Source organism: Paenibacillus helianthi, assembly GCF_001909055.1.
In the GTDB taxonomy this organism is placed as follows: domain Bacteria; phylum Bacillota; class Bacilli; order Paenibacillales; family Paenibacillaceae; genus Paenibacillus_AQ; species Paenibacillus_AQ helianthi.
In genome coordinates, this window is record NZ_LVWI01000103.1 from 1 (window position 1) to 13,240 (window position 13,240).

The following is a 13,240-nucleotide window of genomic DNA, read 5'->3' on the forward strand; positions in this document are numbered from 1 at the left end:
TCCCGTTGAATAGTTGATTTGCAATCCAGCTACGCCCGCTTCGCGATAAGCACGTAAATATTTATAGACTGTTCGTTCCGTTCTGCCAATGATCTCTGCGATTTCTTGTGCATTCTTCCCTTTCAAATGCAGAAAAATGGCTTGGTAACGCTCAAACATACGTCGCTCTTTTTCTTTTTTCATTAAGCTTTCAATTTCAATAAAGGTTTGTGTCGTTTGCATGGTTTCACCGTCGCTTTTAGGTTGTACTTTTTTATTCGACAGTGTGCAAATGAATTCCTTTAGTTCAACTTATATAGGAGAAATAATGATTTTTTTTCTACTTCAAGGAACACCCATTTGGGCAATTATCATTCCCTTCATCTGGATTGGGGCCTATATGGTGTTTGGAGGCATTAATTCCATCGCCAGAGCCTATCAAATTATTTTCCCCATAAGCTTCTTTATCTTGATCTTATGCTATGTCCTTAGTATCAGAATATTTGATGTTAACCATTTGCGTCCTGTACTAAGTGAAGGTCTCATGCCTGTAATCAGGGGACTGAAATCCACAGTACTTGTCTTTACGGGATGTGAAGTGGTGATGGTTATCACAGCCTTCATGCAGCATCCGGAGCATGCGATCAAAGCCATGTTAACGGGAATTGCCATACCTATGATCTTATACATTCTCACTGTGGTTATGGTTATCGGAGGTCTGTCTATAGATTCTGTGATCACGAGTACCTGGCCTACTATAGATTTAGTGCGCAGCCTAGAGATCACTGGATTCTTTTTTGAACGCTTCGAATTCCCGCTATTGGTGATCTGGATGATGCAGATGTTTTGCATCTTTAGCAGTTTTTACTTTAATGCTGCTTTGGGGATCTCGCAGGTGTTCAAGATTAGGCTTGTCCCTGTCATCTTTGGGCTAATGCCGGTGATTTTCATTACGGCCATGATTCCCGTACGAATCAATGATGTATTTGCCGTTGGGGATGTTATTGGAAGGATGGGAATCCTATTGTTTTTTTTGTTGTCTGTGTTGCTTTCAGTGGTGCTGATCATTAGAAAGAAGGTATTGAAGCAGAATGTGTAAACATCAACCTCTCTTTTTCAAGATGGACCCGTTGGCGTTGCAGAGACATAAAAAATATATTAAAGACAACTATGAACCTATAAAAAAACAGCGTATAACATAAATTATACGCTGTTTTGGATGAGATCGATTTTATTTATGGAATAAGGCACTTGTACGACTCGAATCCATTGAATAAAAAGGAAAAAAGTAATATTTAAGTATAAAGCTAACAATTATATGTATTCACCGAGTATCGCTAAAAGTTTCGAAATCATCTTCTTCTGGGTCATGCTATAATGATTCAAAAAACAAGTAGGTGGACTCGTTGACATTTAGCAATTCCAAACGAAGCTGGAGATCAGACAAACTGTCCCGGCTGGGTTCCTCCATTTTTGCAGAAGTGGCAGCATGGAAAGAGGAAGCATCGCAATCCGGACTAGATGTGATCGATCTGGGAATCGGCAGTCCGGACCAGGCACCCGCTCTACAAATACGTCAGGTTCTGAGTGAAGCTGTACTTAGGGAGAATAGCTACACCTATCCATCATCCAGAGGAAGCGTGACATTCCGGAAACAAGCAGCTGCTTGGATGGAAGCAAGGTTTGGTGTAACGGTAGATCCGGAGGATGAAATCGTGGCGCTCATGGGCTCACAAGATGGATTGGCACATTTGGCGCTTGCCGTCTGTAATCCGGGTGATCTGGCTATCGTGCCTGACCCGGGGTATCCTATTTATTCCGGTTCATTAGCGATAGCAGGAGTAAAAGCCTGGACACTGCCGCTGCTCGAGAAGAACGCCTTCATTCCTGATTTGGACAGCATACCGGATGAGGTATGGCAGGAGGCTGTTTTTATTCTGCTCAGTTTTCCCGGCAATCCGATATCTACAACGGTGGATCTTACATATATGGAGAAATTAATCCAATTAGCCCGTAAATGGAATGTGCTGGTTATACACGACCTGGCGTATTCGGAAATGGGTTTTGACGGGTATAAGCCAGTTAGCATTTTGCAGGTGCCAGGGGCACACGACACTGCTGTTGAATTTCATTCCTTCTCAAAAAGCTTCAACATGGCTGGCTGCCGGATAGGCTTTATGACCGGTAACCGTGAGGCGGTTGGAGCGCTGAGGGAGCTTAAGAGCAATGTAGATTATGGTGTGTTCGACCCCATCCAGGAAGCAGCTGTAGCTGCATTGGAGATGGCGATGAAAGCGGGGGAGAATGAAGGAGTTGCACCGTTGTATGAACGGAGACGGGATGTATTTATAGCGGCATTGGCTCGGCAAGGCTGGGTAGTTCAGAAGCCTAGAGCGACTATGTTCATTTGGGCACAGCTGCCTGATGCCTACAATACTGGACAGGGACAAGGAAGATCACACAGCTTCGCACACGACCTTTTACTGGGAACAGGAGTAGCAGTCATTCCTGGAGCAGCCTTTGGGGAACAAGGGGAGGGATACGTCCGAATTGCACTGGTAGAAGAGGAAGAGAGGCTTTTGGAGGCCGCCCGGAGAATAGGGGAGTATTTACGAATGAACGGCTAGATTCTCCCGAGAAGAGTAAATTAGATAACATAAATAATATTATGTAAACTAAATAATTCACCTGCCGCTGGATCAGCTCAAGGAACATGTAAGCAAGAGAACTTCCTTCGGATCATTGAAGGACATGCTGGTCCAAGCGACTGAGTTCTATGCACAGCGCAAATAACGGGTGAAATATAGACAATAGAATATGTAACCTCATGCAAAAAAACAGGCCCGCACCGGAGAATATCCATTGCAGGCCTGTTTGCTGATGTATATTAATGAAGTAAACGCTAAACCTGACCTATTGACGAAGCCAACTGGTAGCCAGCAGGATAGCCCCTTTTTTGGCATTAGTTTCAGCCAGGGCATTCAGCATCACGAAGTCATGAATTATTCCCTGGAAGCGAACCGCGGTTACGGATACACCGGCTTCCCGCAGTTTATTGGCATAGGCTTCGCCTTCATCGCGGAGGACATCGGCTTCGCCGGTTATGATTAGTGCTTCTGGTAGTCCACTTAGCTGCTCCAGACTGGCACGAAGCGGCGAGGCTGTGATCTGGTCACGCTCTTCCTCGCTGATTGTATACTGATCCCAGAACCATTTCATCCCGGTCCGCTGCAGGAAGTAGCCTTCAGCAAAGAGATGGTAGGATTCGGTGTCAAAAGAAGCGTCCGTTACCGGATAGAACAGGAGCTGCTTGGAAATCTTTGGGCCGCCCCGCTCCTTGGTCATCAAGGTTATGGCTGCGGTCATATTTCCGCCGACACTATCGCCGGCTACGGTTAATTTACTGGTATCAAGGCCATATTCTGAGCCATGATCGGCAATCCAGGTCAGTACCGCGTAAATCTCCTCAATGGCTGTAGGATATTTGGCTTCGGGAGAGAGACTGTATTCAGGGAATACGAGGGCTGCTCCAGCACCTGTTGCCAGCTCGCGGATCAGCCGGTCATGGGTATGGCTGTTGCCGAAGACCCACCCCGCACCATGGATATACAAAATGACAGGCAGAGTTTCACTTGAAGTGTTCACCGGGCGGATGATACGTATACGAACTTCACCTCCGGGTCCACCAGGCACGGTAAGATCCTGAAGATCTGCTTCCGGTTTGTAAATTTCACTGGACTGCACAGTGTTCACTGTTTCACGTCCTTTTTCAGGTCCCAGGTCAGGCAGAAATGGAGGTTCGGCATTGTCATCGGCAAATTTTCGGGCCGCAGCTTCGAGAATGATTTTATTATCTTTTGGCATGGTCAATCGTCTCCTTCTATCCCATTTTGGGCAGTCTCCTTTCATTCATAACCAAGTTTTCGTGAACTGAAACGGCAGGGGCTGGTTCTATTTGGAATTATCCAAGTGGCAGTGAACTGCAAGATACACCTTGATATAGATAATTAGCAACCTTTTAATGGAAAACTCGTCTTATAACTGAGGTGAGTAAGTTGATAAAATATTTCAGCCGGATGGTTTTGTTGGTTCTTGGGTTGATGTTTGTGGGCTATGCAGCAAATCAAGCCATTGATCCTTCTATTAAAGGGAGACAAGAGAAGCCAGAGCATTCTGTAGAAGACTTAGAGGCAACATCGACAGGAACAAAGGAGCCAGCAGATAACATGGAGTCATTAGGAGTTCTCTCGGCGCTACCAATCCCGAAATCATCAAAAGCTGTGACACCAGCAGGCCAGCCCCCTCTACCCATAGTAAGCACACCAATAACTTCAGTGCATGTAGTACAGAGCAGCTATTGCTGGGACACGCTGGGTTGTGCTGATTATGTGGGTGGCAGAGCCATGCTAAACGGTGAGCCCCCCACAGTTATTGATCCGGGGGATCGGATCAGCATTAAGCCTAACTACGAACCACTGCCTGCTAAGGTATATGTTTCGGAAATTAGAGAAAATAATGTATATCTTCCGGTCGATTTGTCGGATGGGGTGTTTGAAGCGCCCAAAGTGAAAGGATTATACTATTATCTATATGAGGCCACTTGGCTGACTGAAGATGGGAAATATACACTGAATCAAACCTCGGCAGTTTTTGCCGTAGAGATTATGTAAGCTTGTAAACAAACAGGCCGCATCCGTCCTTGTCAGCAAGGTCGCTGCGGCCTGTTTGTTTTGCTGGTGGGTATACTTATCACACATCACGGAATATTTAAAGTACGTTCCGTTTAACCTCGTCCGGATCTTCTGGCAGTGGCTCCAGATGGGCTGTATGGCGATCCGCTCTGGTATAGTCAATCAGGAAGAAGAGGGCAGTAATCAACAGCGGATAACCAATCGCTAGGCCGGTAAAAGGAAACACACCCGCTGTTGCGGCGAATGAGATCCAACTGATCACAACACCCGTGCGGTTGCCCTTCAGGAGACGGATTCCCGCAGCACAGCCCCCGATATATGTCAAAATGAAGGTGGCATTTGGAAATTGGATCAGCGTCGTAATGGAAAGCAGTCCGCTGCCGTACAGAAACAGCACTGTGACAAAGCACAATAGCAGGAAACCGATGGCCCCTGTGGGGGTCTGATATCGCTTCGACATACGGCCCATCCATTTAGGGGCATAGCCCTGCCTGGAAAGTGCAAAGGCTACTCGCGAAGCGGCCCCGGTATAAGCGATAATAGTCGCGGTGCAGATGAACAGTCCGGTCAAGCCGGCGATGAATCCGCCCCAGGAGCCAAGCGGCTGGCTGATGATCCAGACCAGGGAGGAATCGGCTCCGCCCTTCAGATAGCTCTGGGTACCGACAGTAGCAAGTGCGGACAAGAAATACAGTACTCCTACAATAATGGCGGCGATGGTGACGCCCTTGACTGCAGCCCGCTGGGGGTCCTTGAACTCTTCAGACAAATGAGACACGGCTTCCCAGCCGATGAAGCACCAGAACAATATGGCTGCCGCCTGGCCGACACTCATCCAGCCGTGCGGAGCAAACGGTGTAAAGTGGACACGTTCTATCCGGGGAATTGCAGCGGCAAATGAAAATACCAATACAGCGACGATGGCAATCACCACAGCAATCTGTACTTTCCCGGCTACCTGCATTCCAATCCAATTCGTAACCAGGCCAATTCCCAGCATGGCTGCTGCCAGAGCAATTCGGGCATTGTCCCCCCAGCCCATAGCTGCCGTCATATAACCGGCTCCGGTTAATGCGGCGACGGGACCTCCGATCGGGACCGACATCAGGAAGAACCAGCCAACCAGTGCGCCCGCCTTTGGGCCAAATGCCAGTGTGACAAAATGTGAGACTCCCCCCGCATTTGGGAATTTGGCGGATAGGAGACCCATGGACAGAGCCAAGGGGAGGATCAGCAGCGTCATAAATCCCCAAGCGAGAAGAGAGGCAGGCCCAGCCAATTCAGCCGCAAGTCCAGGGACGATCAGAACCCCTGAACCCAGCACGGCCCCAATATATAGGGCAATGGCCTGCGGCATTCCTATATTGCGTTGCAAAGTTTGTTTCATAATGAATATGGCCTGCTTTCCTTGTATTTATATATAGAGTATCAGATAATAGATCCATTGGAAAAACGGAATAAACAGATAACATCCATCTGAAAAACCGATAGATAATCATTATATATGAAGGAGGGGTCTCCCTGGAATCACGCCATCTGTTTACATTTCTGGTCGTAGTCGAAACCGGCAGCTTTACACGTGCCGCCCAGAAACTGGATTATGCGCAGTCCAGCATTACCGCCCAGATCCAGGCGCTTGAAGCAGAGCTGGGCCAGCCGCTGTTTGACCGTATCAGTAAAAAGATTATCCTCACAGATGCTGGCCGCCGTCTGCTCCCGTATGCCCAGGAGATCTCCCGGATGCACACTATGGCTGAGGTTGCGCTGCGTTCGGAAACCGAACTGACCGGAGCGCTGCGGATTGGGGCACCTGAGTCACTGGCTGCTTTTCGGCTGCCTGGCATCATTAAGGAATTCCGCGGAAGGTATCCTCAGGTGCAGATCACACTGAAGCCTGGCGCCTGCTGGGAACTAACCGAGTTTGTCCGCTCCGGTGAGCTGGATCTGGTATTTTTGCTGCAGCCCGAGACGGAGTATAAGGATCTTCATACCGAGACGCTTATTCATGAGGCGATGACACTGATTGCTCCGCTTGGTCATCCGCTTATGAATCTGGATGAGGTTCTGCCGCTTCATCTGAAGGACGAAACTATTCTGCACACCGAAACCGGATGCACCTATCGTACCTTGTTCGAGCGGCATTTGAACAGCCACGGCGTGTTCCCCGATCCGAAGCTGGAATTCTGGAGCATAGAAGCGATTAAGCAATGTGTGATGGCCGGACTGGGTATTTCTTTTTTGCCCCTGATTACGGTCCGGAGTGAGCTGGCTGAAGGCAAGCTGGCCCGTCTTCATTGGAATGACGAGTCGCAGCGGGTAGCTACCCAAACCGCGTACCATAATAAAAAGTGGAAATCACCGGCTTTGGCAGAATTCCTGACAATTGTAGAGAATCATGCGTCTGCATGGAGAACCGGGGAAACAGACAATAATAAATGGGAGGGAATTTGACATGAACCAACCAGAGCCTGACTATGAAGAAGAGCTGGATGCTTTTTTAATCTGGATGAAGGATGCCGGCTTTACCCCATATACACAGAAGTCCTATCTTGCCGATGTGCGGGAGTTTCTGGTGAGTCTGAACGGTAAAAGTCTGGAGACCGTCAAGAAGCTGCATATCGTGTCCTACTTAACCTCAGTCCGTGAGCGGGGAGTCAGCGATTCAACACGTAACCGTAAGCATGCTTCTGTTAACTGTTTGTTTAAGGCACTGATGGAGCTTGAATTGCTGACTGCGAATCCTGCGGCGGGCATTAAGAAATCCAAGACGGAGAAAAACCGTGAGCCGGTCTATCTGGAGGAGCATGAATTGCAGCGGTTTTTGTCTGCTGTCGAAGGGAAGTATAGAAGCCGTAACCTCGCGGTTTTTCTGCTTATGTCCTATATGGGACTGCGGGTAGGGGAGGTTCACACCCTGAATCTGAGCGACTATAATGCCGAACGCCTTACACTTAGAGTATTCGGAAAAGGCCGCAAATGGCGGAATATTCCGGTGCCTGCGGAGCTTGCCCCTTTTTTGGAGCAGGCCCTGACGGACAGGCTTGAGCCTTGGCGAAGTAAGGAGGATGCCTTATTCATCTCTCAAAAAGGGCGCAGATTATCCATCCGGGGGATCCAGGGAATTGCTTCCGATACCTTTGGCCGTTTCCAGAGTGAAGTACCCGCTGCCCTCCGCAGACCTTACTCTAGCCACAAGCTGCGCCATTCCTTCGCTACCATGCTGCTGCGTAAGGGGGCGGATTTGCGGACTGTTCAGGAGCTTCTGGGACACTCATCTATCCAGACCACTACCGTATATACACATATCACGAGCCGGGAGAAAGAAGAAGCGATGTCCAGACTGCAGATCAGTATGCCGTAATAGTATTTTCATCATATAATAGCAAGGACCTATTTCATTGGCAGACATAACGATTCATGTTATATTTACTGGTATTAGAAACTCCGTCCTTTCAGTAGTGGGGGTTATTCTCCATGACCGGAAGGACGGTTTCTTTTGTTTTCCGGTCCTGAAGTTTGGTCTACCGGACAGCAAGTAAGAACATGCCAAAAAGACTATCTCCTCCCTAATGGAAGGGGGAAATAGTCGGGAACTGCCAGAGTACAGTCTATAGCTCCAGTTTAGAGATTTCACTTTTCAGCTTGTCACCGGATTTCTGGAATAGGGCTTTCTCCTCTTCACTGAGCGGCAGATCCAGTACTTCACGTACGCCGGAACGGTCAACTACACATGGGACTCCCAGGAAAACATCGGAGACTCCATTATAATTGTTAAGCAGCGTGGAGACGTTAAGCACGGCACTTTCGTTGTTAAGAATGGCATCTACGATCCGATCCAGTGCCAGAGCAATCGCATAGGAGGTTGAACCTTTGGCATCAATGATCTCATAAGCGGCATTTTTAGTGTCCTCAAAAATATCCTGGCGTTCGGCTTCGTCAAAACCGAGATCAATCCCGGCGACATTGGACAGACTCCATACAGGCAGCTCGGAGTCACCATGCTCACCAATGATTTGTCCGTGAATGCTGCGCGGGTCAATTTCTTTGTGAAGGCCAATCAGATACCGGAATCTTGCACTATCGAGTACTGTTCCGGAGCCGATAACACGTCTGCGGTCGAAGCCACTGATCTTGAGGGTGGCATAAGCCAAAATATCCACTGGATTCGTCGCGATCAGCAGAATAGCATGCTGGTTGTATTTCGTGATTTTTTGGATAATGTCTTTAAAAATCGAGATGTTTTTGCGCAGCAGATCAATCCGGGTTTCACCGGGTTTTTGGGAGGCGCCAGCGGTCACAATAATGATATCTGCTTCACGGCAATCTTCATAGGTTCCTGCCCAGAGCTTCACGCCACCGACAAAAGGCATGCCATGGTTCATATCAAGTGCTTCACCAAGGGCTTTCTGATGATTCACATCAATAAGAACCAGCTCCTGCATGCGTCTGCGCAGCAGCAAAGTGTAGGCCGTAGTAGTGCCGACTGCACCAGTGCCGATCACTACGACACGATTTGGTTTGAATGGGGGGGCCATTGCTATATCTCCTCCTGAGTTTTTGAATTTTTTGTGTCCAATCTTATCCATCATAAGCGCTAAGGTTAGTGTTTTCAAGCGGTCCGCATTTAATCCATTACCCGAAAATGGGCAAACTAACAAGGATTTTGGAATAACTGAGTAAGTAATGTGTAGTATTTCCATATTCCTTGTAATTATTTGGGTTATCTGTTCTTTAGTTTGGCCGCTTCTTTATAGCATGATCTATTTATATAGAAGACAGGGGAGAATGAACGAATGGATTTATTCCGCAAGAAACCTTTGAGTGCTCCAGCAAGCGCCGAAGGAGTCAAGCTCAGCAAGACATTAGGTGCTCTGGATCTAACCATGCTTGGTGTGGGGGCGATTATTGGTACCGGTATATTTGTAATGACGGGAGTGGCGGCAGCAGAGCACGCGGGCCCTGCCTTGGTGCTGTCATTCGTGCTGGCAGGGATTGCCTGTGTGCTGTCAGCATTGTGTTATTCAGAGTTCGCATCCACGATTCCGGTATCGGGTAGTGCCTATGCCTACAGTTATGTGGCTTTCGGTGAACTATTAGCCTGGATTCTAGGATGGGATTTGGTGCTCGAGTACGGCGTTGCAGCGGCAGCGGTAAGTAGCGGGTGGTCTGGATATTTCCAGGGTCTCCTTGACGGATTTGGCCTGCATTTGCCCACAGCCCTCTCCGGGGCTTATAATGCGGACAAAGGAACGTTTATCAACCTGCCTGCAATTATCATTATTTTGCTGATTTCCTTCCTATTGACCAGGGGGGTCAAGGAAACAGCCCGCTTTAATGCCATTATGGTAATAATCAAGCTGACGGTGGTCATTTTGTTTATTGTTACTGGTGTTTTCTATGTGAAACCGGAGAATTGGACGCCCTTTATGCCCTTTGGATTGCATGGTGTAGTCAATGGTGCAGCTACTGTATTTTTTGCTTATATCGGCTTTGATGCCTTATCCACCGCAGCAGAAGAAGTAAAACGGCCGCAGCGTGATCTGCCCATCGGGATCATTTCCTCCCTGGCGATCTGTACGGTGCTCTATATCGTTGTATCGCTGGTGCTCACCGGGATCGTCCCTTACCAGAGCCTGAATGTCAGTGATCCGGTTTCTTTTGCACTCCGTTTTGTGGACCAGAATATGATCGCCGGGCTGATCTCCGTGGGGGCTATTGCCGGGATGACTACAGTTCTGCTCGTGCTGTTGTTCGGCCAGACCCGTCTAATGTTTGCGATTTCACGGGACGGACTTCTGCCGCAGACCTTATCCAAAATCAGTTCTAAGACGCACACCCCTGTACGCAGCACCTGGATGGTAGGCGGCATTATTGCCGTGGTCACTGGTTTTGTTCCGCTGGACCGTCTGGCTAATCTGACCAGTATCGGTACACTTTTCGCCTTTCTTGTCGTTTCGCTGGGTGTAATCGCACTGCGGTATACCCATCCGAACTTGAAAAGAGGATTTAAAGTTCCATGGGTGCCTGTAATTCCTTTGCTTAGTGCGGCGGCTTGTGGATATTTGATGTATAATTTGGGAAGAGACACCTGGATCGGCTTTGTGATTTGGCTGGTTATTGGTTTAATCATCTATGCTTTATACGGTTACAAGAGAAGTAATCTGAATCATAACAAATAATTAATGCAGGAAGAGGAGAGGGCTTTGTCATTCAAGATTACAGGTTTTAAGGCTCTAGGAGCTGTATTTACGGTACTCCTGACCTTGCTTATACTCTCTGCTTGCTCTTCGCCTTCTCCGGAACCTTCCCAGCCCCCACAGCCGACGGAAGCGCCGGAAGAGGGGCAGACGATTACGCTGATTACCCCGGATGCCCAAAATATTGACAACGAAAAAAGTACGCCGAAATATCAGATTCAGACCCGTCTGACGGATTTTAGACTGCTGAATGATGCCATAGGGCTAGCCTGGGGCGTAACCAAAAATGAGCTGCGGATATATATGACGATGGATAACGGCAAGACATGGAGCAATATCTCGCCATCTTCGAATGTCCAGTTTTTGTCCAATCCTGTCTATGGCAAAGACATATTCTTCACAGATCCGAGCAATGGATGGATCATCCGCAGCGCATCGGGTCATACGGAAACGGTTGTACTACGCACGACAGATGGGGGAAGCAGCTGGAAAATTTCTTCTTTTCCTGATGCCAATGCGATTTCTTCGATCTATTTCAATTCCCCAGATCACGGATGGCTGATGACCTCCTGGGATGCAAAAACCACCAAAGAGAGCAAAGCACTGTATGCTACAAACGATGGTGGAGCGATCTGGAACCTGGTCATGCAAAACGAGCAATATAATCCTAACTTGCCGAATAATACGATCCCGATATCCGGTGTGATTACGGGAATGGTGTTCAAGGATTTTGGACATGGTTTTGTGACCTTACAGACCGGTGCACTTCCCAAAATCTACATGACCAAAGACAGTGGGGTAACCTGGGATCAGGGTCCGGAATTTCTCGTTAATGAACAGTTACGGGGTTGTGACCGGGTGATCACAGGGGAGCCTGATTTTTTTGACAAGGCCAGTCTGAATGGATGGATGTCTGTAGGTTGCCAAAAGGACAAGGAAGGCAGTATTACTTACAATGGTTATTTTACAGCTAATGGGGGCGGGAACTGGAAATTTGTAACCTTTGGACTGGGACCCCAGACGGGGATCAACCGCCATATTGCCCCCGCCTTTTTGAACGCACAGCTTGGCTGGACCCTGAAGAAGGATGTGCTGTATAAGACCACGAATCAGGGCCAGACCTGGACGGCGCTTCCTGCCAGCGGTGTGCTGCAATCGAAGCTAGCGGAGTATCCTGAGATTGTGAAGCTGCAGTTTGTTTCCTCCGAGGTGGGATGGCTGTTGATTGAGAAAAAAGAAGACCGCAAATCTATCCTGCTCCAGACCACTAATGGAGGGTTAAGCTGGCGGGTGATGTAAATTCAGATCGTGAATACGAGGGGAGCCCAACAACCTAATTCGGGTTGGCTGGGCTCTCTTTATTTGATAGATTTCGATTATGAAAAATGAAGCATCAAAAATCTTATTTAAAATTTTCTTTAAAAATGTGAAAAAAATCACATGACAAACGAATAATACTGTGATATATTTAACACATAGAGAACAAGTTCATTTTTTCACAAACTTTCATCCCGAATAGGAGAGATTAAAATGAAAACTTTCGAAACGGATTTTGTAACCAGAAACCTTCTGCAACTGTGCTACAACTGTGATGATGCACACCTGTGTGAAACAGAAGAACAATGCAAAGCTTGCTGGGCAGACAATGGAATGCTTCCTGAAGAAACAGATGAAACTAAGCAATTATTGGATCTCGTACACGCTTAATCGAAGTTGCCGGATCAACGTTAATGAAGACCACTTTTATCTCTGAAAAGAGAGCTGAGTGGTCTTTTTGCCTTGCCTGCAATTATAGATCATCGAAAATAATGTTTTTGTAATGCTGTATGGAATACCTGGGGCATATACATGTACAGAAGTGCCTGTATCCTGGCAGGGAACAGGAGAACATGGGGAATAAGGGGGATTAAGTCATGGGAATGGGCCCGGATCCGGCTTGGATGTTTGATCTTACGGGGACGGTAATACCGATCTTTCTTGCTGTGGTGATTGGCATTGTCGCTGTTTCTGCAGGCAGGGGGCTGCTTGTGTGGAGCCGGAATAACAGCTCGCCCCTATTGACCATCCCTGCCCGTATCGTCAGCAAACGCAGTGAACTCCGGCAACAGCTGCAGGATGACAACAATAACAGCCGGACGAACACCACCTATTATTTGACCTATGAGCTGGAGAATGGCGTGCGGATGGAATTCAAGGTAGACGGCAATGAATACGGCATGAGTGCGGAGGGAGACAGGGGTATTCTGACTTATCAGGGTACAAGATACCAGGGATTTCAACGGCAGCCCCATTACTCAACAGCAGAATAGGGAAAATGTAAGTTGTTTACAGAATCGCGGCGTATACTATAGATTCCCCTTGTTTCCGGTTCGA

The 13,240-nt window shown here is 47.9% G+C and carries 12 protein-coding genes and 1 pseudogene; 9 read left to right on the forward strand and 4 right to left on the reverse strand.

The window, feature by feature from the left end; genetic code table 11:
* Positions 1-222 (reverse strand): helix-turn-helix domain-containing protein (locus A3844_RS29940; RefSeq protein WP_143192014.1); only part of this gene is annotated, 222 nt, incomplete at its 3' end.
* Between the two features lie 10 nt (positions 223-232).
* Here A3844_RS29940 and A3844_RS29945 point away from each other — a divergent pair.
* Both A3844_RS29945 and A3844_RS29950 read left to right on the forward strand, forming a co-directional pair.
* A pseudogene (locus tag A3844_RS29945) lies at positions 233-1,078 on the forward strand (GerAB/ArcD/ProY family transporter); the annotation flags it as partial.
* 307 nt (positions 1,079-1,385) lie between these two features.
* Positions 1,386-2,606 carry an aminotransferase class I/II-fold pyridoxal phosphate-dependent enzyme gene (locus A3844_RS29950; RefSeq protein ID WP_074109407.1) on the forward strand — a complete coding sequence of 407 codons (1,221 nt, stop codon included), beginning with the start codon at positions 1,386-1,388 and terminating at the stop codon, positions 2,604-2,606.
* A gap of 286 nt (positions 2,607-2,892) precedes the next feature.
* On the opposite strand, the gene A3844_RS29955 is transcribed toward A3844_RS29950, so the two are convergent.
* Positions 2,893-3,843 (reverse strand): alpha/beta hydrolase, encoded by a 951-nt coding sequence (locus A3844_RS29955; protein WP_074109408.1) that lies wholly within the window; start codon positions 3,841-3,843, stop codon positions 2,893-2,895.
* Between the two features lie 191 nt (positions 3,844-4,034).
* Between A3844_RS29955 and A3844_RS32555 the strand changes: the two genes are divergently transcribed.
* The gene (locus tag A3844_RS32555) at positions 4,035-4,649 is read left to right on the forward strand and encodes a hypothetical protein (protein ID WP_167374776.1); all 615 of its coding nucleotides are present in this window, start codon (positions 4,035-4,037) and stop codon (positions 4,647-4,649) included.
* 97 nt (positions 4,650-4,746) lie between these two features.
* Here the strand turns inward: A3844_RS32555 and A3844_RS29965 are convergent, their stop codons facing one another.
* Entirely contained in the window at positions 4,747-6,057 is a 1,311-nt protein-coding gene (locus tag A3844_RS29965) for an APC family permease (RefSeq protein ID WP_074109409.1), read from the reverse strand.
* A gap of 134 nt (positions 6,058-6,191) precedes the next feature.
* Here A3844_RS29965 and A3844_RS29970 point away from each other — a divergent pair, with 134 nt between their 5' ends.
* Both A3844_RS29970 and A3844_RS29975 read left to right on the forward strand, forming a co-directional pair.
* Complete coding sequence (locus A3844_RS29970) at positions 6,192-7,121, forward strand: LysR family transcriptional regulator (RefSeq protein ID WP_074084486.1); 930 nt, start codon at positions 6,192-6,194, stop codon at positions 7,119-7,121.
* Position 7,122: 1 nt separating this feature from the next.
* Positions 7,123-8,031: a tyrosine-type recombinase/integrase gene (locus A3844_RS29975; RefSeq protein ID WP_074084485.1), complete on the forward strand. Its 909-nt coding sequence runs from the start codon at positions 7,123-7,125 to the stop codon at positions 8,029-8,031.
* A 247-nt stretch (positions 8,032-8,278) separates the two neighbouring features.
* Here the strand turns inward: A3844_RS29975 and A3844_RS29980 are convergent, their stop codons facing one another.
* Complete coding sequence (locus tag A3844_RS29980; protein ID WP_074084484.1) at positions 8,279-9,205, reverse strand: L-lactate dehydrogenase; 927 nt, start codon at positions 9,203-9,205, stop codon at positions 8,279-8,281.
* A gap of 258 nt (positions 9,206-9,463) precedes the next feature.
* Here A3844_RS29980 and bcaP point away from each other — a divergent pair, with 258 nt between their 5' ends.
* From bcaP to A3844_RS29995, 4 genes are all read left to right on the forward strand, one after another.
* Positions 9,464-10,849 carry a branched-chain amino acid transporter BcaP gene (gene bcaP / locus A3844_RS29985; RefSeq protein WP_074100557.1) on the forward strand — a complete coding sequence of 462 codons (1,386 nt, stop codon included), beginning with the start codon at positions 9,464-9,466 and terminating at the stop codon, positions 10,847-10,849.
* 24 nt (positions 10,850-10,873) lie between these two features.
* Positions 10,874-12,166, forward strand: a complete 1,293-nt coding sequence (locus A3844_RS29990) for a WD40/YVTN/BNR-like repeat-containing protein (RefSeq protein ID WP_167374777.1) — start codon at positions 10,874-10,876, stop codon at positions 12,164-12,166.
* A gap of 231 nt (positions 12,167-12,397) precedes the next feature.
* A complete protein-coding gene (locus tag A3844_RS32960; RefSeq protein ID WP_167374778.1) occupies positions 12,398-12,574 on the forward strand; it encodes a hypothetical protein in 177 nt (58 codons plus the stop codon).
* 212 nt (positions 12,575-12,786) lie between these two features.
* Positions 12,787-13,176, forward strand: a complete 390-nt coding sequence (locus A3844_RS29995) for a DUF2500 domain-containing protein (protein WP_074100561.1) — start codon at positions 12,787-12,789, stop codon at positions 13,174-13,176.
* The last annotated feature ends 64 nt before the right edge of the window (positions 13,177-13,240 follow it).

Bases quoted from the DNA above. Each gene is read 5' to 3' on its own strand.
- A3844_RS29980 (WP_074084484.1), bottom strand. From the start codon at position 9,205: ATGGCCCCCCCATTCAAACCAAATCGTGTCGTAGTGATCGGCACTGGT.
- A3844_RS29955 (WP_074109408.1), bottom strand. From the start codon at position 3,843: ATGCCAAAAGATAATAAAATCATTCTCGAAGCTGCGGCCCGAAAATTT.
- A3844_RS29995 (WP_074100561.1), top strand. From the start codon at position 12,787: ATGGGCCCGGATCCGGCTTGGATGTTTGATCTTACGGGGACGGTAATA.
- A3844_RS29965 (WP_074109409.1), bottom strand. From the start codon at position 6,057: ATGAAACAAACTTTGCAACGCAATATAGGAATGCCGCAGGCCATTGCC.
- bcaP (WP_074100557.1), top strand. From the start codon at position 9,464: ATGGATTTATTCCGCAAGAAACCTTTGAGTGCTCCAGCAAGCGCCGAA.
- A3844_RS32960 (WP_167374778.1), top strand. From the start codon at position 12,398: ATGAAAACTTTCGAAACGGATTTTGTAACCAGAAACCTTCTGCAACTG.
- A3844_RS29975 (WP_074084485.1), top strand. From the start codon at position 7,123: ATGAACCAACCAGAGCCTGACTATGAAGAAGAGCTGGATGCTTTTTTA.